Genomic DNA, 21,597 nt, shown 5'->3' with positions numbered 1-21,597 from the left:
CCCCGAACCACTCCAGACGGCCACCTGATCTCCAACCACTGCGCAACGATCCGCCCGGCCGCGTGTGGGTCGCCCTTCCCCATCACCCGAGCCACCGCGCTCGGATGTGCATCAACTTCCTTCGCCTTGCGATCGAGAAAAGGAACGAAATGAACGAGCACACTTCGTCGGAACCCCTCTCCCGTGCCGTGGCACAGCAGCGCGGCCCGGAACCGTTCGCGTGGGTCCTGTCCGGTAGCAGCGAGGCGACGTTGCGTGGCTCGGCAATCGCTGTGAAGCAGTGGATGAAGGAGCACCCGGACGCGACGGTCGCGGATATCAGTCTGTCGCTGGCAACAGCGGGCAGCACCGGTGACTCGCGGGCTGTGGTGGTGGGCCGAGACGTCGAGGAGCTCACGTCCGGTGTGGATACTCTGCTGCGAAACAGCTCGGCATTTAACGTTGTTCGAGGAATGTCGTCCACTCGTCGTCGCCCGGTCTTCCTATTCCCCGGTCAAGGTGGTCAGTGGCACGGAATGGGCAAGGTACTTTTCGAGCAGTCCGCGGTGTTCCGTCAGCGCATCATCGATTGCAGCGACGCGTTGCAGCCCTTCATCGACTGGTCGCTGATCGACGTCATCGAGGGGACAACGGCACCAGACGCGCTGGATCGATTGGAGATCGCGCAGCCGACGCTGTTCGCGATGAGCGTTGCGCTCGACGCCGTCTGGCGGTCATTCGGTGTCGAACCCTGCGCTGTGCTGGGACAGAGCATGGGGGAGATCGTCGCCGCGCACGCGTCGGGTGCTCTGACGCTCGACGACGCGGCCCGAATGTCGACGGCGTGGGCACACGCGCAGCGCGATCTCCCCGTGGCGGGTGATATGGCGATCGCGGCCCTCGGTGCGGAGGAAACTCGGGAACTGCTGCGCGGGTGGGACGGCCGGGTGTGGCTCGCGGGTACCAACTCGCCGACATCGACCACCGTGGCCGGTGAGGCCGACGCGATCACCGAATTCGTGGACTCCATCCGCAGCGGGGGAGGACGGGCCAAGACGCTCCGGATCGGTGCCGCTGCGCACACCGAGCACATCGAGGCCATGCGCGGACGCCTGCTCGAGGAGCTCGCCGGAATTCGGACGTGCAAGTCGGAGGTTCCGTACTACTCGGGGTACACCGGTGGGCTGTTGGAGATGGAGGGCCTCGACGCCGAACACTGGTTCTCGGCGCTGCGTCGACCGGTTCGTCTCAGCGACGCCCTCTCCGCGGCAGCGTCCCACGGGGACGAGGCACTGATCGAAATCAGCGCGCATCCGCTGATGGCCGGCTGGGTTCGTGAGATCGTCGCCGACGACGTGCCCTTCCTGGGTACGCTCCGCCGCAACCAGGGAGGGCTCGATCGCGCGGTCATCGCGGCCGCGGAAGCCCACGTCCACGGGGTGCGGGTCGAATGGGCGGCCCATGCGGCGGTTCGCGGCGGACGTCCGATCCCTTTGCCTGCGAACGTGACTCATCCGGTCGAGGCCGCCACGGATTCCGACGCGACATCGGATGATCTCTGCCCGACGGCTCCCGAGCAGCAGAACGCAATCAGCGAGCAGGAACTCCTCGAACGCCTGCGCGGTGAAGTTTCCGCACTGCTCGGTGTCGCGGCCGACGACCTGGCCATGGACACGTCCGTAACCTTCAAGGAACTCGGTCTCGATTCGGTCATGGCGGTCGAGCTGTGCACCCGACTCAATGCCGCGACGGGTCTCGACCTTCGGGTGACCGACCTGTTCGACTACCCGACGCCTGAATCGTTCATCCAGCACGTGTGCAACCCCGCGTCAGCGGAGACCATTCCGCAGTGGAACGGCGACGACATGCAGCTCGACGCGAGCGACGATCCGATCGCGATCGTCGGTATGGCCTGCCGGTACCCGGGCGGCATTCACAACCCGGAGCAGCTATGGGACCTCTTGGAGCGCGAGGACACCGTGCTCGGATCGTTCCCCACGAACCGTGGCTGGCCGGCCGATCCGTACGGCGGCGAGCGTGACGAGAACGGCCGTCCCTACCCCCAGGTCGGTGGATTCCTCTACGAGGCCGGCGGTTTCGACGCGGCGTTCTTCGGCATCAGTCCGCGTGAGGCGTTGGCGATGGATCCGCAGCAGCGGTTGATGTTGGAGGTGTCGTGGGAGGCGCTCGAGTCTGCGGGTATTGATCCGGAGTCGTTGCAGGGCAGCAGCGCCGGTGTCTTCGCGGGCATCAGCTCGCAGGACTACGGCGTGGGTCTGCGCCCGGTCTCGCGCAATGAACGCAACAGCCCGGCGGGCTACCAGATCACCGGCACCCTCACCAGCGTCGTATCGGGTCGGGTGTCGTATGCGTTGGGGTTGACGGGTCCGGCGGTGACGGTGGATACGGCGTGTTCGTCGTCGTTGGTGGCGATTCATTTGGCGGCGCAGGCGTTGCGGTCGGGTGAGTGTTCGTTGGCGCTCGCCGGTGGTGTGACGGTGATGGCAACGCCGCGGACGTTCGTGGAGTTCAGTCGTCAGCGTGGCCTGGCTCCGGATGGTCGGTGTAAGTCGTTCGGTGCGGGTGCTGATGGGACTGGTTGGGCTGAGGGTGTGGGTGTGGTGGTGCTCGAGCGGTTGTCGGTGGCGCGGGCGTGTGGGCATCGGGTGTTGGGTGTGGTGGCTGGTTCTGCGGTGAATCAGGATGGGGCGTCGAATGGTTTGACTGCTCCGAATGGTCCGTCGCAGGTGCGGGTGATCGAGCGGGCGTTGGCGTCGGCGGGGATCGCGGCGGGTGATGTGGATGCGGTGGAGGCGCATGGGACGGGGACTCGGTTGGGTGATCCGATCGAGGCGGGTGCGTTGTTGGAGGTGTTCGGTCGGCGCGGTGGGGCGCCGTTGTGGTTGGGGTCGTTGAAGTCGAATATCGGTCATGCGCAGGCGGCGGCGGGTGTCGGTGGTGTGATCAAGATGGTGATGGCGTTGCGGCATGGTCGGTTGCCGGCGACGTTGCATGCTGATGTTGCGTCGCCGCATGTGGATTGGGCTCGTGGTGATGTGCGGTTGCTGACGGAGTCGGTGGCGTGGCCGGCGGGGGAGCGGGTGCGTCGGGCGGGTGTGTCGTCGTTCGGGATCAGTGGCACGAACGCGCATGTGATCATCGCCGAGGCGCCCGCCGAGGCCGAGGCTCCGTCTGTTGACGGGATCGAGAGCGTTGTCCCCGCGGCCCCGGCTTCTGGTCCTGTGGTGTTGTCGTTCTCGGCGAAGTCCGAGTCGGCGGTGGGCGAGTATGCTTCTCGGCTTGCGGATTTCGTTGCCGCCGATCCTGACCTTGATCCGGGTGCGGTGGCGGCGGGGTTGGCGGCCAGGTCGCGGTTGCGGTGTCGGGCGGCGGTGGTCGCGCAGGGTCGTGATGGTGTGCTGGCGGGTTTGCGGTCGTTGGCTGATGGTGTGCCGGACGAGTCGGTGGTCACGGGTGTGGCCGGGGCGGGCAAGTTGGCGGTGTTGCTGACGGGTCAGGGTTCGCAGCGGGCCGGGATGGGCCGGTGGTTGTATGAGTGCTCGGCGGTGTTCGCGGCGGCGTTCGACGAGGTGTGTGTGGCGGCGGATCCGCTCCTGGGTCGGTCGTTGCGGGAGTTGGTGTTCGAGGACTGTGGTGGGTTGTTGGATCGGACGGAGTTCACGCAGATCGGGTTGTTCGCGGTCGAGGTGGCGTTGTTCCGGATGGTCGAGGCCCGGGGTGTGAGCCCGGATGTGTTGGTGGGGCATTCGATCGGGGAGTTGACGGCCGCGTATCTGTCGGGGGTGTTCTCGCTGGCGGATGCGTGTGTGTTGATCGTCGAGCGCGGCCGCCTGATGGGCGGTGTGGTGGCGGCGGGGGCGATGGCGTCGGTCGCGGCCTCCGAGGACGAGGTTCTCGCCTCGCTCGCGGGGTTCGAGGGCCGGCTCGCGATCGCGGCGGTCAATGCGCCGGGGTCGGTGGTGGTTTCCGGGGACGCCGACGCGATCTCGGAATGGGCGGCGGGCCTGGGGGATCGGCGGGTGCGGCGGCTCAACGTCTCTCATGCGTTCCATTCGCATCACATGGACACGATCCTCGACCAGTTCGAGTCCGCGGCCGCGACCGTCGAGTTCCATCCGCCGCGGATCCCGGTCGTGTCGAACCTGACCGGCCAGGTGCTCACCGCCGAGCAGGCGACATCGCCCGCGTATTGGGCGGGGCAGTTGCGGGGCGCGGTCCGGTTCGCCGACGGGGTCACCGAAGCGGCCCGGTTGGGGGCGACCCGGTTTATCGAGGTCGGCCCGGAACGCACGCTGGCGATGTTGGTCGAACACACCCTCGGCGAGGGCACGGTGACGGTGGCGCACCTGCTCGACTCGCGCCACTCCGACATCGAGGAGTTGACGGTCGAACGGGCACTGGCCGTCCTGGACACCAGCGGTGTCACCATCACCCCACCGGCCAGCATCACGACAGCCACGCCGGTGACCGTCCCGACCTACCCCTTCCAACACCACAACTACTGGCTCACCCTCACCGGTGACACCGGTGCCGGTCTCGAGGAAGCGGGGTTGGACGAGGCGAGGCATCCGTTGCTCTCGGCCACTACCGCAACGGCCGGTGACGGCGGCTGGCTGTTCACCGGAAAGCTCTCGTTCGCACGGCAGGAATGGCTGCGCGATCATGTGGTTCACGGCGTCACGGTGCTGGCCGGCACCGCCTTCGTCGATCTCGTTCTCGCGGCGGCACGTGAGGTCAGTGCCGACGTCATCGACGACCTGACGCTCGAGGCGCCCCTCGCCCTCGAAGAGGACATCGAACGTCAACTGCAGGTGACGGTCTCCGGCGCCGATGAATCGGAGCGACGTGAGTTCGCCGTCTACTCGCGTCCCCTGAACGACATGACCGGCCAGCCAGAGCCTGACTGGGTGCGGCATGCCACCGGTTGGATCTCCGCGGACACCCAAACGGAGGTCCACCGCCCGCAGCTCGGAGTGTGGCCGCCCCGCGGCGCCGTGGCCGTCGACGTCGATCTGGTTCGCGACCGCACGGCCGAACTCGGTTACTACTACGGGCCAGCGTTCCAGGGGTTGCGCGCCGCGTGGCGCGGCCAGCAAGGCGAGCTCTTCGCCGAGGTTGCCGTTCCAGCGGAAATCGAGGACATGTCCTTCGTCCTCGCCCCCGCCTTGATCGACAGCGCACTGCATCCCCTGTTCCTCGACGACGCCCGCAGCACGCAGATGCCGTTTGCGTGGTCGGGTGTGCGTGTGGGTGTTGGTGGGGGTTCGGTTGTGCGGGTGCGTCTCACGGTTGCCGGTGATGGGGTTGTGTCGTTGGTGGCGGAGGATGCCGCCGGGGATCTGGTGGTGTCGGTGGAGTCGCTGGTGTTGCGGGCTGCGTCGGCGGGACAGTTGACGGAGGCTGCGGGCGTGCGGCGTCGGCATACCCCGTTCGTGGTCGGGTGGCGTTCGGTGGGGGCGTTGACCGGTGCCCGGTCGGTGGGTGCTGTGGTCGGCTCGGGTGTGGTCGCGGACTCGTTGGGCGGCTCGGGCGTCAGGGTGTTCGGCGGTGTGGCCGAGTTGTCGGAGGCGGTGGCGGCGGGTGCAGTGGTGCCGGCGGTCGTCGCACTCGACTGCACGACGCCCACGGCTATGACCGCTGGTGGTGTGCGGGCTGCGGTTGCGGGTGTGTTGTCGCAGGTGCAGGCGTGGTTGGCGGATGAGCGGCTGGCCGGTTCGGTGTTGGTGGTGGTCACGCGTGGTGCCGTTGCTGTTGATGGTGGCGGTTGTGATGTGGCGGGTGCTGCGGTGTGGGGTTTGGTGCGTGCGGCGGTCTCGGAGCATCCGGGCCGGTTCGTGCTCGTCGACCTCGACCCCGACACCGACGCCGGTGTGGTCGACGCGTTGTCGGGGGCGGTGGCCGCGGGTGAGTCGGAGGTCGCGGTGCGTGGGGGTGAGGGATTCGTGCCCCGGCTGACGCAGGCGCAGACCGTGTCCGTCGAGGTCGGAGAGACCGGCGACGTGGTTGCGGGTTCGTTCGATGTGGGCGACGGGACGGTGGTGTTGACGGGTGCGACCGGTGGTCTGGGTGCGGTGTTGGCGCGGCATCTGGTGGTCGAGCACGGGGTTCGGAATTTGTTGCTGCTGAGCCGTCGGGGTGCCGCGGCGGCCGGTTCGGAGGAACTCGTCGCCGGTCTGCGTGGGTGTGGTGCCGAGGTGGATCTGGTGGCGTGTGATGTCACGGATCGGGGGTCGTTGGCGGCGGTGCTGGCGGCGGTGCCGGAGGATCGTCCGGTGCGTGCGGTTGTGCATGCGGCGGGTGTCCTCGACGACGGGATCGTGGAGTCGATCACCGGTGAGCAACTGGTGGCGGTGCTGGCTCCGAAGGTCGACGGTGCGTGGAATCTGCACGAGTTGACGAAGGGCAGTGATCTGTCGGCGTTCGTGGTGTTCTCGTCGGTGGCGGCGACGATCGGTAATGCGGGCCAGGCCAGTTATGCGGCCGGTAACGCGTTCCTCGACGGGCTGGCGCAGGTGCGGCGGGCCGGTGGTGACCGTGCGCTCTCGCTGGCGTGGGGTCTGTGGGACGGCGACGGGATGGGTGGCCGGGTCGATCACGGTCAGCTCGGTCGCCGCGGCATCGTCGGCATGAGCGAGGCCGAGGGTCTGGCCCTGTTCGATGCGTCGTTGACGGTGTCGCAGCCGGCGGTGGTCCCGGCCCGGTTCGACGTGGGGGCGCTGGCCGCCCAGGTGCGGGCCGGTGAGGTGTTGCCGGCGGTGTTGCGGGACATGGTCACCGTCCGGCGGGCCGAGCGCGCCAGCAGTGCGGGGTCGTTGGAGCGGCTGATCGCGGGCTTGTCGGCGCAGGAACAGGCGGACCGGGTACTCGGTGTGGTGCGTGAGGTCGCTGCGGCGGTGCTCGGGCACGAGTCGGCCGATCAGGTCGAGGTGGATCTTCCGTTCATCGAGCAGGGCTTCGACTCCCTCGCCGGGGTCGAGTTGCGCAACCGCTTGTCGCGCGCGGTCGGTACTACGCTGGCTTCGACGCTGGTGTTCGATCACCCGACCCCGGCCGCGGTCGCGGGTCACCTGCTGCGCATGGTCGAACCTGACCCCGCCGACGCCGGCGAGATTGAATCGATCACTACTGCAACCGGACCCGATGTAGACGACGATCCGATTGCGGTTGTGGGGATGGGGTGTCGTTATCCGGGTGGGGTGCGGTCGCCGGAGGATTTGTGGTCGTTGGTGGCTGCTGGTGGTGACGGGGTTGGTGGTTTCCCTTCGGATCGTGGTTGGGATTTGGAGGGGTTGTTCGATCCGGATCCTGATGTGCCGGGGACGTGTTATGTGCGTGAGGGTGGGTTCCTGGATGGTGCGGGTGATTTCGATGCGGGGTTCTTCGGGATCGGTCCGCGTGAGGCGTTGGCGATGGATCCGCAGCAGCGGTTGATGTTGGAGGTGTCGTGGGAGGCGTTGGAGCGGGCGGGTATTGATCCGGAGTCGTTGCAGGGCAGTAGCACTGGTGTGTTTTCGGGTGTGATGTATCACGATTACGGTGCTGATTTGTGGGCGGGTTCGGATCGGGGTTTGGATTCGTATTCGGGCACTGGTGGTGCGGGTTCGGTGGTCTCGGGTCGGGTGTCGTATGCGTTGGGGTTGACGGGTCCGGCGGTGACGGTGGATACGGCGTGTTCGTCGTCGTTGGTGGCGATTCATTTGGCGGCGCAGGCGTTGCGGTCGGGTGAGTGTTCGTTGGCGCTCGCCGGTGGTGTGACGGTGATGGCAACGCCGCGGACGTTCGTGGAGTTCAGTCGTCAGCGTGGCCTGGCTGCTGATGGTCGGTGTAAGTCGTTCGGTGCGGGTGCTGATGGGACTGGTTGGGCTGAGGGTGTGGGTGTGGTGGTGCTCGAGCGGTTGTCGGTGGCGCGGGCGTGTGGGCATCGGGTGTTGGGTGTGGTGGCTGGTTCTGCGGTGAATCAGGATGGGGCGTCGAATGGTTTGACTGCTCCGAATGGTCCGTCGCAGGTGCGGGTGATCGAGCGGGCGTTGGCGTCGGCGGGGATCGCGGCGGGTGATGTGGATGCGGTGGAGGCGCATGGGACGGGGACTCGGTTGGGTGATCCGATCGAGGCGGGTGCGTTGTTGGAGGTGTTCGGTCGGCGCGGTGGGGCGCCGTTGTGGTTGGGGTCGTTGAAGTCGAATATCGGTCATGCGCAGGCGGCGGCGGGTGTCGGTGGTGTGATCAAGATGGTGATGGCGTTGCGGCATGGTCGGTTGCCGGCGACGTTGCATGCTGATGTTGCGTCGCCGCATGTGGATTGGGCTCGTGGTGATGTGCGGTTGCTGACGGAGTCGGTGGCGTGGCCGGCGGGGGAGCGGGTGCGTCGGGCGGGTGTGTCGTCGTTCGGGATCAGTGGCACGAACGCGCATGTGATCATCGCCGAGGCGCCCGCCGAGGCCGAGGCTCCGTCTGTTGACGGGATCGAGAGCGTTGTCCCCGCGGCCCCGGCTTCTGGTCCTGTGGTGTTGTCGTTCTCGGCGAAGTCCGAGTCGGCGGTGGGCGAGTATGCTTCTCGGCTTGCGGATTTCGTTGCCGCCGATCCTGACCTTGATCCGGGTGCGGTGGCGGCGGGGTTGGCGGCCAGGTCGCGGTTGCGGTGTCGGGCGGCGGTGGTCGCGCAGGGTCGTGATGGTGTGCTGGCGGGTTTGCGGTCGTTGGCTGATGGTGTGCCGGACGAGTCGGTGGTCACGGGTGTGGCCGGGGCGGGCAAGTTGGCGGTGTTGCTGACGGGTCAGGGTTCGCAGCGGGCCGGGATGGGCCGGTGGTTGTATGAGTGCTCGGCGGTGTTCGCGGCGGCGTTCGACGAGGTGTGTGTGGCGGCGGATCCGCTCCTGGGTCGGTCGTTGCGGGAGTTGGTGTTCGAGGACTGTGGTGGGTTGTTGGATCGGACGGAGTTCACGCAGATCGGGTTGTTCGCGGTCGAGGTGGCGTTGTTCCGGATGGTCGAGGCCCGGGGTGTGAGCCCGGATGTGTTGGTGGGGCATTCGATCGGGGAGTTGACGGCCGCGTATCTGTCGGGGGTGTTCTCGCTGGCGGATGCGTGTGTGTTGATCGTCGAGCGCGGCCGCCTGATGGGCGGTGTGGTGGCGGCGGGGGCGATGGCGTCGGTCGCGGCCTCCGAGGACGAGGTTCTCGCCTCGCTCGCGGGGTTCGAGGGCCGGCTCGCGATCGCGGCGGTCAATGCGCCGGGGTCGGTGGTGGTTTCCGGGGACGCCGACGCGATCTCGGAATGGGCGGCGGGCCTGGGGGATCGGCGGGTGCGGCGGCTCAACGTCTCTCATGCGTTCCATTCGCATCACATGGACACGATCCTCGACCAGTTCGAGTCCGCGGCCGCGACCGTCGAGTTCCATCCGCCGCGGATCCCGGTCGTGTCGAACCTGACCGGCCAGGTGCTCACCGCCGAGCAGGCGACATCGCCCGCGTATTGGGCGGGGCAGTTGCGGGGCGCGGTCCGGTTCGCCGACGGGGTCACCGAAGCGGCCCGGTTGGGGGCGACCCGGTTTATCGAGGTCGGCCCGGAACGCACGCTGGCGATGTTGGTCGAACACACCCTCGGCGAGGGCACGGTGACGGTGGCGCACCTGCTCGACTCGCGCCACTCCGACATCGAGGAGTTGACGGTCGAACGGGCACTGGCCGTCCTGGACACCAGCGGTGTCACCATCACCCCACCGGCCAGCATCACGACAGCCACGCCGGTGACCGTCCCGACCTACCCCTTCCAACACCACAACTACTGGCATAAGCCGCGCGCGTCAGCGCGACCTGCCGGTCAGCATCCGCTGGTGTCGACGATGATCTCGGTGGCGGGCGAAGACCGCCTGCTGTTCGAGGGTTTACTGTCCCTGGAGGAACATCCGTGGCTGGCGGATCACACGGTCTTCGGCCTCACCCTGCTGCCGGGAACCGCGTTCGTCGAGCTCGCCCTGCATGCCGGGCGTGAGGTCGGGTGCGAGCTCCTCGACGATCTGACGATCGAAGCGCCACTCGCGCTCGATGCCGATCAGACCGTCCGGCTGCAAGTGGTGGTAGGTGAGCCTGATCCGGACGGGCATCGACCGATCGCCGTGTACTCCTGTGACGTCGAGACGAACGAATGGCGCAGACACGCATTCGGCACGGTCGGCGCTACGCCGACCAATGTTGACGGTCGCACGTCGCTCGGCGCTCCGGGATCCCCGCCGGCCGACGGAGCCGTTCCGATCGCGCTCGACAGCTTCTACGATGACATCGCCGAACGCGGAATCGACTACGGCCCCGCGTTTCAGGGCGTGCAGGCGGCATGGCACCGCGGCAACGACCTGATCGTCGACGTTGCTCTCGACGAGAAGACCATCGATCTGCGTGACAGCTTCCTGATCCATCCCGCGCTGTTCGACGCCGCCGTCCACTCGGTGTTCGCCCTTCCTGAGATCCTCTCCGGCACAGACGAGTCCCTGCCGCTGCCGTTTGCGTGGTCTGGGGTGCGTGTGGGTGAGGGTTCGGGTTCGGTTGTGCGGGTGTGTCTCACGGTTGCCGATGGTGGGCTTGTGTCGTTGGTGGCGGAGGATGCGGCCGGTGGTCTGGTGGTGTCGGTGGAGTCGTTGGTGTTGCGGGAGGCGTCGGCGGGTCAGTTGGTCGAGGCGGCTGGTGTGCGGCGTCGGCATACCCCGTTCGTGGTGGGGTGGCGTTCGGTGGGGGCGTTGACAGGTTCGACGGCGTTGGGTGCTGTGGTCGGCGCGGGTGCGGTTGCCGATGTTCTCGGTGCTGCCAGGGCTCCGGTGTTCGGTGGCGTTGCCGAGTTGTCCGGGGCGGCGGCTGCGGGTGAGCCGGTGCCCGCGGTGGCGGTGTTGGATTGCTCGACCGCCGCTGTGGCCGATCCCGATGCCGGTGGTGTGCGGGCGTTGGTCGGTGAGGTGTTGGCGCAGGTGCAGGCGTGGTTGGCGGATGAGCGTTTGGCCGGTTCGGTGTTGGTGGTGGTCACGCGTGGTGCCGTTGCTGTTGATGGTGGCGGTTGTGATGTGGCGGGTGCTGCGGTGTGGGGTTTGGTGCGTGCGGCGGTCTCGGAGCATCCGGGCCGGTTCGTGCTCGTCGACCTCGACCCCGACACCGACGCCGGTGTGGTCGACGCGTTGTCGGGGGCGGTGGCCGCGGGTGAGTCGGAGGTCGCGGTGCGTGGGGGTGAGGGATTCGTGCCCCGGCTGACGCAGGCGCAGACCGTGTCCGTCGAGGTCGGAGAGACCGGCGACGTGGTTGCGGGTTCGTTCGATGTGGGCGACGGGACGGTGGTGTTGACGGGTGCGACCGGTGGTCTGGGTGCGGTGTTGGCGCGGCATCTGGTGGTCGAGCACGGGGTTCGGAATTTGTTGCTGCTGAGCCGTCGGGGTGCCGCGGCGGCCGGTTCGGAGGAACTCGTCGCCGGTCTGCGTGGGTGTGGTGCCGAGGTGGATCTGGTGGCGTGTGATGTCACGGATCGGGGGTCGTTGGCGGCGGTGCTGGCGGCGGTGCCGGAGGATCGTCCGGTGCGTGCGGTTGTGCATGCGGCGGGTGTCCTCGACGACGGGATCGTGGAGTCGATCACCGGTGAGCAACTGGTGGCGGTGCTGGCTCCGAAGGTCGACGGTGCGTGGAATCTGCACGAGTTGACGAAGGGCAGTGATCTGTCGGCGTTCGTGGTGTTCTCGTCGGTGGCGGCGACGATCGGTAATGCGGGCCAGGCCAGTTATGCGGCCGGTAACGCGTTCCTCGACGGGCTGGCGCAGGTGCGGCGGGCCGGTGGTGACCGTGCGCTCTCGCTGGCGTGGGGTCTGTGGGACGGCGACGGGATGGGTGGCCGGGTCGATCACGGTCAGCTCGGTCGCCGCGGCATCGTCGGCATGAGCGAGGCCGAGGGTCTGGCCCTGTTCGATGCGTCGTTGACGGTGTCGCAGCCGGCGGTGGTCCCGGCCCGGTTCGACGTGGGGGCGCTGGCCGCCCAGGTGCGGGCCGGTGAGGTGTTGCCGGCGGTGTTGCGGGACATGGTCACCGTCCGGCGGGCCGAGCGCGCCAGCAGTGCGGGGTCGTTGGAGCGGCTGATCGCGGGCTTGTCGGCGCAGGAACAGGCGGACCGGGTACTCGGTGTGGTGCGTGAGGTCGCTGCGGCGGTGCTCGGGCACGAGTCGGCCGATCAGGTCGAGGTGGATCTTCCGTTCATCGAGCAGGGCTTCGACTCCCTCGCCGGGGTCGAGTTGCGCAACCGCTTGTCGCGCGCGGTCGGGACCACGCTGCCGTCGACGCTGGTGTTCGATCATCCGACCCCGATCGCGGTCGCCGACCACCTGCTGCGCATGGTGCAGCCGGAACCTGCAGAAGACATCGAAATCGACGTCACTCCAAGTGAACTCGATATTGCGCTCGCCGAGATAGACGAGATGGATCTGGATGAACTCGTGCGCGAGGCACTCGCCACGGCCGATGAGGAGGACCTGTGACCGTCTCGATCGAACAGCTCGCTGCCGCCCTGCGCGCATCGCGTAAGGAGACCGAACGCCTGCGGGAGACGAACCGCAAACTCCGCGCGTACGCGGAGGATCCGATTGCGGTTGTGGGGATGGGGTGTCGTTATCCGGGTGGGGTGCGGTCGCCGGAGGATTTGTGGTCGTTGGTGGCTGCTGGTGGTGACGGGGTTGGTGGTTTCCCTTCGGATCGTGGTTGGGATTTGGAGGGGTTGTTCGATCCGGATCCTGATGTGCCGGGGACGTGTTATGTGCGTGAGGGTGGGTTCCTGGATGGTGCGGGTGATTTCGATGCGGGGTTCTTCGGGATCGGTCCGCGTGAGGCGTTGGCGATGGATCCGCAGCAGCGGTTGATGTTGGAGGTGTCGTGGGAGGCGTTGGAGCGGGCGGGTATTGATCCGGAGTCGTTGCAGGGCAGTAGCACTGGTGTGTTTTCGGGTGTGATGTATCACGATTACGGTGCTGATTTGTGGGCGGGTTCGGATCGGGGTTTGGATTCGTATTCGGGCACTGGTGGTGCGGGTTCGGTGGTCTCGGGTCGGGTGTCGTATGCGTTGGGGTTGACGGGTCCGGCGGTGACGGTGGATACGGCGTGTTCGTCGTCGTTGGTGGCGATTCATTTGGCGGCGCAGGCGTTGCGGTCGGGTGAGTGTTCGTTGGCGCTCGCCGGTGGTGTGACGGTGATGGCAACGCCGCGGACGTTCGTGGAGTTCAGTCGTCAGCGTGGCCTGGCTGCTGATGGTCGGTGTAAGTCGTTCGGTGCGGGTGCTGATGGGACTGGTTGGGCTGAGGGTGTGGGTGTGGTGGTGCTCGAGCGGTTGTCGGTGGCGCGGGCGTGTGGGCATCGGGTGTTGGGTGTGGTGGCTGGTTCTGCGGTGAATCAGGATGGGGCGTCGAATGGTTTGACTGCTCCGAATGGTCCGTCGCAGGTGCGGGTGATCGAGCGGGCGTTGGCGTCGGCGGGGATCGCGGCGGGTGATGTGGATGCGGTGGAGGCGCATGGGACGGGGACTCGGTTGGGTGATCCGATCGAGGCGGGTGCGTTGTTGGAGGTGTTCGGTCGGCGCGGTGGGGCGCCGTTGTGGTTGGGGTCGTTGAAGTCGAATATCGGTCATGCGCAGGCGGCGGCGGGTGTCGGTGGTGTGATCAAGATGGTGATGGCGTTGCGGCATGGTCGGTTGCCGGCGACGTTGCATGCTGATGTTGCGTCGCCGCATGTGGATTGGGCTCGTGGTGATGTGCGGTTGCTGACGGAGTCGGTGGCGTGGCCGGCGGGGGAGCGGGTGCGTCGGGCGGGTGTGTCGTCGTTCGGGATCAGTGGCACGAACGCGCATGTGATCATCGCCGAGGCGCCCGCCGAGGCCGAGGCTCCGTCTGTTGACGGGATCGAGAGCGTTGTCCCCGCGGCCCCGGCTTCTGGTCCTGTGGTGTTGTCGTTCTCGGCGAAGTCCGAGTCGGCGGTGGGCGAGTATGCTTCTCGGCTTGCGGATTTCGTTGCCGCCGATCCTGACCTTGATCCGGGTGCGGTGGCGGCGGGGTTGGCGGCCAGGTCGCGGTTGCGGTGTCGGGCGGCGGTGGTCGCGCAGGGTCGTGATGGTGTGCTGGCGGGTTTGCGGTCGTTGGCTGATGGTGTGCCGGACGAGTCGGTGGTCACGGGTGTGGCCGGGGCGGGCAAGTTGGCGGTGTTGCTGACGGGTCAGGGTTCGCAGCGGGCCGGGATGGGCCGGTGGTTGTATGAGTGCTCGGCGGTGTTCGCGGCGGCGTTCGACGAGGTGTGTGTGGCGGCGGATCCGCTCCTGGGTCGGTCGTTGCGGGAGTTGGTGTTCGAGGACTGTGGTGGGTTGTTGGATCGGACGGAGTTCACGCAGATCGGGTTGTTCGCGGTCGAGGTGGCGTTGTTCCGGATGGTCGAGGCCCGGGGTGTGAGCCCGGATGTGTTGGTGGGGCATTCGATCGGGGAGTTGACGGCCGCGTATCTGTCGGGGGTGTTCTCGCTGGCGGATGCGTGTGTGTTGATCGTCGAGCGCGGCCGCCTGATGGGCGGTGTGGTGGCGGCGGGGGCGATGGCGTCGGTCGCGGCCTCCGAGGACGAGGTTCTCGCCTCGCTCGCGGGGTTCGAGGGCCGGCTCGCGATCGCGGCGGTCAATGCGCCGGGGTCGGTGGTGGTTTCCGGGGACGCCGACGCGATCTCGGAATGGGCGGCGGGCCTGGGGGATCGGCGGGTGCGGCGGCTCAACGTCTCTCATGCGTTCCATTCGCATCACATGGACACGATCCTCGACCAGTTCGAGTCCGCGGCCGCGACCGTCGAGTTCCATCCGCCGCGGATCCCGGTCGTGTCGAACCTGACCGGCCAGGTGCTCACCGCCGAGCAGGCGACATCGCCCGCGTATTGGGCGGGGCAGTTGCGGGGCGCGGTCCGGTTCGCCGACGGGGTCACCGAAGCGGCCCGGTTGGGGGCGACCCGGTTTATCGAGGTCGGCCCGGAACGGACCCTGGCGATGTTGGTCGAACACACCCTCGGCGAGGGCACGGTGACGGTGGCGCACCTGCTCGACTCGCGCCACTCCGACATCGAGGAGTTGACGGTCGAACGGGCACTGGCCGTCCTGGACACCAGCGGTGTCACCATCACCCCACCGGCCAGCATCACGACAGCCACGCCGGTGACCGTCCCGACCTACCCCTTCCAACACCACAACTACTGGCTTGCCAGCACGTCCAATCCCGTTAGCCTGCAGGAGCTCTCCGATTCGTCAGTGGAGGAACCGGCGCGATCGGCGACCGCGCGATATGCCGACATGGATCCGCTCGCGCGTGAAGCTGCGTTCATGGATCTGGTGGTCGGAGAGATCGGCGAGATTCTCGGCAACCTGGTCGAGATCGAGCCGGGTGCCGGATTGCTGGAGCTCGGCATGAACTCACTCACGGTGACCGAGCTGCGTACCCGTCTGAAGCGGGCAACCGGTCTGGACCTGTCCGCAGTTCGGGTGCTCGACAGCCCCACGGTGGCCGAGCTCGCACACACGCTCGCGGTGTCCTACGCGGAGCAAGAGGGCGAACCGCGGCCTGCCTCCGGATCGGAGGGGCGTGCAGGCACGCTCACCACTCTGGCAAGGCGCGCCCACGAGGAAGGGCAGCTGTACAGGGTGATCGAGATCCTGATCGAGGCCTCCCGATTTCTGGCATCGTCGGGGGGATCCGAGGCGGTCGCGCACGCAGCGACGATCGTTCCCATCGTCAGTGAAGGCGATGGGCCGCATATCTTCTGCGTCCCTTCTTTCGTGGCGGGATCGGGCCCGCACCAGTTTGCCCGACTCGCACGCTCCTTCTCGGATTCGCGCCGAGTCTCGGCGCTCGTGCTTCCCGGACAACGCGATGGAGATTCGGTTCCCGACTGCTGGGAAGCGTCTGTCGATGCGCTCACTCGTGCGGTGCGCCAAGCGGCAGGTGGTGCTCCCTTCATCCTGGTGGGGTACTCGAGCGGCGGCATCGTGGCGCGCGCCATGGCCGAACGACTGGAGCGCGAAGGTGATGGCCCTCTCGGCGTCGCCTTGTTGGACTCGTATCCCCTGAACGAGGAGCAGGCGCACAGCGTCTTCTCAACCGTCACGGGTCATCTGCTGGCAGAAGGAAAAGTCATCATCGATGACCAGGCTCTGCTCGCGATGGGTCTCTACCTCCGGCTGTTCCCCGAATGGAAGCCCGGCGACATTGACGCCGACGCCTTTCTGATCCGGGCGGAGCACTCGCTGGACCCGACGCTCGATGGGCTCGAGCCGACCCCGTGGCGGCTGCCCGACACCACCTTGGAGGTCACCGGTGATCATTTCTCGATCATCGACCAAGACGTTGTGCACACGGCTAAGGCTCTCGACCGGTGGCTCCACGGCCTCGGCGTTCACGCAGGTGGCGTGACTCATGAGTGAGAGCATCTCCGGCCCGGCACAGCTGCCATGGACCCAACCACTATCTGAGGATGTAGAGATGAACTTTGCCACCGTGAAGCGATACACCCGGGTCGCTGTCGGCCCGAATGGCGACTCGGTGTTCGAGGACGCGGAACTAGTCCTCACCCCGCAGCACGTCGCTCAGGCACTACCACCACTTGGGGTCGCCGGCATTGCATCGATGGAGGGGGCACTGTATCTGCTCTCTCCGGAGTTCGACGCCGCTCCACATCCAGCCCCGCGCGTCCAGTGGATTGTAATGCTGCGGGGTGCGATCGAGATCGAGGTCACCGACGGTGCGGTCCGCAGGTTTGCCCCTGGTGACCTGGTTCTCGTCGCCGATACTGTCGGAAAGGGTCATCGCACAAGAAGTTTCGGTGACCCGAGCGAGGGGCTCTTCATTCCGGTGGATGAGGCGAGCCTGCAAAACTGATGCCGGTGTGGACGCGATGAGCTGTACCGCTCGGTAGCCGATTGATTGGCCAGAGGCCGGCGAGCTCAATCCGGTGTCAGAACTCGCTGTCGGGTCCTGACACCGGATTGGGGGCCGGGTGTCTGCGCATGCCCACCGCGCCATCAGTAGCCAGCCGAACAATCGACCGATCAGCTACGTGCTGAGCGCGCCAACCGACCACATTTCGCGAAGCCGCGACGGGCTGACGTCGTGCTTCTCCTTGATACCGATTCGCAGGTACGCGATGGAAGGCGCACCACAGATCCTGGCGATTTCGGAAACCGGCGTGCGCGCGTGGCGAGCGCTCCGAAGTAGTTCCTCCGCATACTCGATGCGACGTCGACGGATCTCCTGAGATACCGACATTGAGTGGGACTCGAAGGCGCGGTGCAGCGTTCGGAGGGATATTCGCAGACGCCTCGCAAGCGACGGCGCGTTGAGGCCGGGGTCGCGGAACTCCGCGTCGACGATCCGTATTGCCTCGTCGTAGACGACGGTGGGCGCCGAGCCACGAAGTCCGTGACGGTCGCTGTCGACGTCGTGGACCGGATGGTCGAGGAGCGTCAGCAGTGTGGCTGCGGCCGCCTCGATCGAATCTGTCGCTGCGTCCGCCGAGGCCGCACACATCCAGTCACACAGAGACTCGAACAGAGAGAACGATGGCTCGAGCATCCGCCAATTGCCGGTGCTGCTCCGATCGGCAGGTGCAGATTGCCGGTTCGGAAGTACTAGCCGCGGTGTGACAATGACGAGTTCCGCGGGCGCGATCACGTCCAGCGAATCGCGGGCAGCGCAATGAGCTGGGTATACGTGTCCTCGGTTCAGGCGCTCCCGACCTGAATCCGCGGCCAAGGTCACCGTGCCGCTCAGAAGTACACAGGTCGAGGCGTGTCCAGCCTCGAGGTATGTAGGTGGTCCGACTTGACGGTGGGGAGACAGAGCCATGCGGCTGATGGCCACCGTGTCCGTCGATATCGTCACGCCGCGAACGTAGAACTCGTCGGGATGTCGTGTCTCCACCCACGTGTGCTTTCTGATCTGCGCGAGCCCGTCCTGGCCTTCGAGTTGCCATTCGGAAACTACCAACCCGTTTCGATCTCCCGGTACGTCGCCTTTGGTGAGCGGCTCAGGCCGCGCGACGGGTTGGTGAAAGGCCTGCGCGCGACCGTGGGTGCGCGCAGCGGTATCGATGACCATGCTCCCTGTACTCCTCAGCTACCCCGACAGTGCCGATGGGTACAAAACTAGTTACAGAAGTTCCGCCACCGCGGCCCTTGATGGGGGTGGTCGGAGGGTGAAAATGGGTGAAATCTCCAAATCGAGGGGCTGAATTGGGCGCCTGTCCAGAACCGGTCGCCCCGATTCCTGTATCTTGCTCAACCCTTCAACTTCTTCATCGTCAGATGGGACTCGATCTTCGAGATTGCGGGCTGCTCCATCAGCTTGGTGCGCAGGAACACCTCGAAGGCGTTGAGGTCGGCGACGGCAACGCGGATGAAGTAGTCGGGCAGCCCGATCATCCGGCGGAACTCGACCACCTCGTCGAATGCGCCCACCTCGTTCTCGAACTGCTCGACGGTCCTGCGGTCCTGCGACACGATCTCGGCGTTGACGATCACCTCGCATCCGCGTCCGACCGCGTCGGGATCGACGACGGCCTGGTAGCCGACGATCACACCGTCGGCCTCCAGGCGTCGTACTCGCCGCAGGCACGGTGACGGCGTCAGTCCGACGCGATCGGCCAGTTCGGCATTCGTCAGCCGTGCGTTCGCCCGCAGCTCACCCAATATTGCGCGATCGAGATCGTCCACAGCAGAATATTGCGCCGAACAATCCGTTCAGGCAATATCCGGCAATCACATGCCAGTCCTTCGACACTATTATTGCGGGGTGACCAGCGCGTTTCCCGATCCGGGCCTCCAGGCCTCCGCCACCGAGCCGCGCCGGTCCGATCTCCGCGCGGCGGCCCGAGACACCGTCTCGGTCGGGTTCGGGCTGTTCCCGCTCGGCCTGGCCTTCGGTCTGCTGCTCGTCCAGTCCGGGTTCCACTGGTGGTGGGCGCCGATCTTCTCCCTCATGATCTACGCGGGTTCGCTCGAGTTCCTCGCGATCGGGTTGGTGCTGGCGGTCACGCCCCTCGCCTCGGTGGCGATGACGACGTTCCTGGTGAACTTCCGCCACGTGTTCTACGGTCTATCCTTTCCGTTGCATCGGGTGCAGGGACCGGCGGCCAAGCTCTACAGCATGTACGCGCTGACCGACGAGGCGTACGCGGTCACCGCGGCCAAGGATCCGCGTTCGTTGAGCAGTCGACGCATCCTCGTCATCCAGGTGTTCTGCCAGCTGTACTGGGTACTCGGCGGTGTCGTCGGCGCCGTCGTCGGCAACGTGATCCCGGTGCAGCTCGTCGGTCTCGACTTCGCGCTCACCGCGCTGTTCGTGGTGCTGGCGATCGACGCGTACCGGGTCCGCCCCGACGTGCCCACACCGATCCTGGCGCTGCTGAGCGCGCTGGTTGCGCTGGTGGTGGCGCGCGATCAGATGCTGGTGGTCGCGATGACGGTGTTCGTGGTGGCGCTGCTGATCCGATTCGCGCTGGACCGGCGGAGGCGCGCCCGTGCCTGACGTGTCGTACATCCTCGCGGCGTTGGCGGTGATCATGGCCGTCACGTTCGCGCTGCGGGCCGTGCCGTTCGCCGTGATCGCGCCGCTGCGCTCGTCTGCGCTGGTGCACTACCTGGGCGCGCACATGCCGGTCGGCATCATGCTTATCCTCGCGGTCTACACGTTGCGGAACGTCTCGATCGCGCCGACGTCGCTCATCCCCGCGGTCGCCGCGCTCGCCGTGACGATCGGGCTGCATCTCTGGCGTCGTCACGCGCTGCTCAGCATCCTCGGCGGCACGGCCGCGTACATGGTTCTCGTGAATGGGGTGTTCGGCTGAACTTTGCGTACGCAGCTCGTCGCGGCGATCCGCGCGCTCGTCGCACGTTTCGGACCCGTCGCCGATCCGGATCCCCGTTTGTGTGACGGAAACCGCATGTCAGCGGCTTTTCGATTGATTGTGGACGCCATTTCACCGGAGTGTCGGGCGTTAGCCTTGTCACTGTGACGTCGCACGTGGATGAACCCGGATCGCTGGCCGCCCCGACCAGAATTCGTAACTCGGTATTCCGGAAGAAGGTGACCTCCGCGCAGGAAGCCGTCGAGTTCATCCACCCCCACGACACCGTGGCGATCAGCGGCTTCGCCAGCGCCGGTACACCGAAGGCGATCATCCCCGCGCTCGCCGAGCGTATCCATGCCGTACGCGGCGCCGGATCGAACTTCACCATCAACCTGCTGACAGGTGCGTCGGTGTCCGCGGGCACCGAGCGACTGCTGGCCGAGGTCGACGGCATTTCGCTGCGTATGCCGTACCAGTCGGAGCCGACCGCTCGCCGCAACATCAACAGCGGCCGCATGGACTACGTCGACATCCACCTGTCGCACGTCGCCCAGCAGGTGTGGGAGGGCTACTACGGCAACATCGACGTCGCGGTGGTCGAGGTCGCGGGGATCACCGAGGCCGGCGAGCTGATCCCGTCCGCGTCGATCGGCAACAACAAGACCTGGCTGGACGTCGCCGACAAGGTCATCCTCGAGGTCAACTCGTGGGTGCCCGAGGCGATGACCGGCATCCACGACGTCTACTACGGCACTGCGCTGCCGCCGTACCGCAAGCCGATCCAGCTCACCTCGGTCGAGGACCGCATCGGTCAGTCCACCCTGAAGGTCGACCCGAACAAGGTGGTCGCCGTCGTCGAGACCGACGCCCGGGACAGCGCCAGCCCGCTCACCCCGCCCGACGAGATCAGCCAGGCGATCGCCGCGCACGTGCTCGACTTCTTCGAGTACGAGGTGTCGCAGGGCAGGCTGCCCGCCGACGGGCTGCTGCCGCTGCAGTCGGGCATCGGCAACGTCGCGAACGCGGTGCTTCAGGGACTCGACGCCGGCCCGCACAAGGGGCTGACGTGCTTCTCCGAGGTGATCCAGGACGGGATGCTGCACCTCATCAAGCACGGCACCGTGCGGTACGCGTCGGCGACGTCGCTGGCGTTGTCGGAGGACGGCATCGACGAACTGATGTCGAACATCGACTTCTACCGTCAGCACATCGTGTTGCGCCCGCAGGAGATCAGCAACCACCCGGAGATCGTCCGCCGCCTCGGCATCATCGCGATGAACGGCATGCTCGAGGCCGACATCTACGGCAACGTGAACTCGACGCACGTCATGGGTACCAAGATCATGAACGGTATCGGCGGCTCGGGCGACTTCGCCCGCAACGGCTACCTGTCGATGTTCCTGAGCCCGTCCACCGCGAAGGGCGGCGCGATCTCGTCGATCGTCCCGATGGTCCCGCACGTCGATCACACCGAGCACGACGTCCAGGTGCTCGTCACGGAGCAGGGTCTCGCGGACCTGCGCGGGCTGTCGCCGCGCAAGCGCTCCCGTGTCGTGATCGACAAGTGCGCGCACCCGGACTACCGGGCGATGCTGCTCGACTACGTCGACCGCGCCGAGGCCTACCCGTCGGCCGGGCACACCCCGCACCTGCTGGGCGAGTCGCTGTCGTTCCACCAGCGGTTCCTCGAGACGGGGTCGATGCTGCCGAACTGATGCCGCCCCATCG

The 21,597-nt window shown here is 66.7% G+C and carries 8 protein-coding genes; 6 read left to right on the top strand and 2 right to left on the bottom strand.

Annotation, left to right across the window (positions count from 1 at the left end; genetic code table 11):
• Positions 1 to 104: 104 nt before the first annotated feature.
• Genes ABTV10_RS24105 through ABTV10_RS24095 form a run of 3 tightly spaced genes read left to right on the top strand, consistent with a single transcriptional unit; the run spans position 105 to position 16,901 of the window.
• A complete protein-coding gene (locus tag ABTV10_RS24105) occupies positions 105 to 12,494 on the top strand; it encodes an SDR family NAD(P)-dependent oxidoreductase (RefSeq protein WP_499031181.1) in 12,390 nt (4,129 codons plus the stop codon).
• Positions 12,491 to 16,447 (top strand): type I polyketide synthase, encoded by a 3,957-nt coding sequence (locus ABTV10_RS24100; protein WP_433608309.1) that lies wholly within the window; start codon positions 12,491 to 12,493, stop codon positions 16,445 to 16,447. The genes ABTV10_RS24105 and ABTV10_RS24100 overlap by 4 nt, the downstream gene beginning before the upstream one ends.
• Positions 16,440 to 16,901 (top strand): cupin domain-containing protein, encoded by a 462-nt coding sequence (locus tag ABTV10_RS24095; RefSeq protein ID WP_433608307.1) that lies wholly within the window; start codon positions 16,440 to 16,442, stop codon positions 16,899 to 16,901. Before ABTV10_RS24100 ends, ABTV10_RS24095 begins: the two co-directional genes overlap by 8 nt.
• A gap of 174 nt (positions 16,902 to 17,075) precedes the next feature.
• Here ABTV10_RS24095 and ABTV10_RS24090 read toward each other — a convergent pair whose 3' ends face one another.
• Together ABTV10_RS24090 and ABTV10_RS24085 are read right to left on the bottom strand one after the other, a co-directional pair.
• Positions 17,076 to 18,119: a helix-turn-helix transcriptional regulator gene (locus ABTV10_RS24090; RefSeq protein WP_433608305.1), complete on the bottom strand. Its 1,044-nt coding sequence runs from the start codon at positions 18,117 to 18,119 to the stop codon at positions 17,076 to 17,078.
• A 179-nt stretch (positions 18,120 to 18,298) separates the two neighbouring features.
• On the bottom strand, positions 18,299 to 18,733 hold the full coding sequence (locus ABTV10_RS24085) for an Lrp/AsnC family transcriptional regulator (RefSeq protein WP_433608303.1): 435 nt from the start codon (positions 18,731 to 18,733) through the stop codon (positions 18,299 to 18,301).
• 79 nt (positions 18,734 to 18,812) lie between these two features.
• Here ABTV10_RS24085 and ABTV10_RS24080 point away from each other — a divergent pair, with 79 nt between their 5' ends.
• From ABTV10_RS24080 to scpC, 3 genes are all read left to right on the top strand, one after another.
• Positions 18,813 to 19,547 (top strand): AzlC family ABC transporter permease, encoded by a 735-nt coding sequence (locus ABTV10_RS24080; RefSeq protein ID WP_433608301.1) that lies wholly within the window; start codon positions 18,813 to 18,815, stop codon positions 19,545 to 19,547.
• The gene (locus tag ABTV10_RS24075; RefSeq protein WP_433608299.1) at positions 19,540 to 19,866 is read left to right on the top strand and encodes a branched-chain amino acid transporter permease; all 327 of its coding nucleotides are present in this window, start codon (positions 19,540 to 19,542) and stop codon (positions 19,864 to 19,866) included. The genes ABTV10_RS24080 and ABTV10_RS24075 overlap by 8 nt, the downstream gene beginning before the upstream one ends.
• 164 nt (positions 19,867 to 20,030) lie before the next feature.
• Entirely contained in the window at positions 20,031 to 21,584 is a 1,554-nt protein-coding gene (gene scpC / locus ABTV10_RS24070; protein ID WP_433608297.1) for a succinyl-CoA:acetate CoA-transferase ScpC, read from the top strand.
• Positions 21,585 to 21,597 lie beyond the last annotated feature (13 nt).

Origin of the sequence: Paraburkholderia sp. RHO2, assembly GCF_050955445.1 — a bacterium.
Classification (GTDB): domain Bacteria; phylum Actinomycetota; class Actinomycetes; order Mycobacteriales; family Mycobacteriaceae; genus Prescottella; species Prescottella agglutinans_A.
Note: the sequence above shows the minus strand (reverse complement) of the source record. Positions and strands in the feature narration are given on the sequence as shown.

What these genes read in the sequence shown, in the direction of transcription:
- ABTV10_RS24090 (WP_433608305.1), bottom strand. Translation starts at nt 18,119, where the DNA reads ATGGTCATCGATACCGCTGCGCGCACCCACGGTCGCGCGCAGGCCTTT.
- ABTV10_RS24095 (WP_433608307.1), top strand. Translation starts at nt 16,440, where the DNA reads ATGAGTGAGAGCATCTCCGGCCCGGCACAGCTGCCATGGACCCAACCA.
- ABTV10_RS24105 (WP_499031181.1), top strand. Translation starts at nt 105, where the DNA reads ATGTGCATCAACTTCCTTCGCCTTGCGATCGAGAAAAGGAACGAAATG.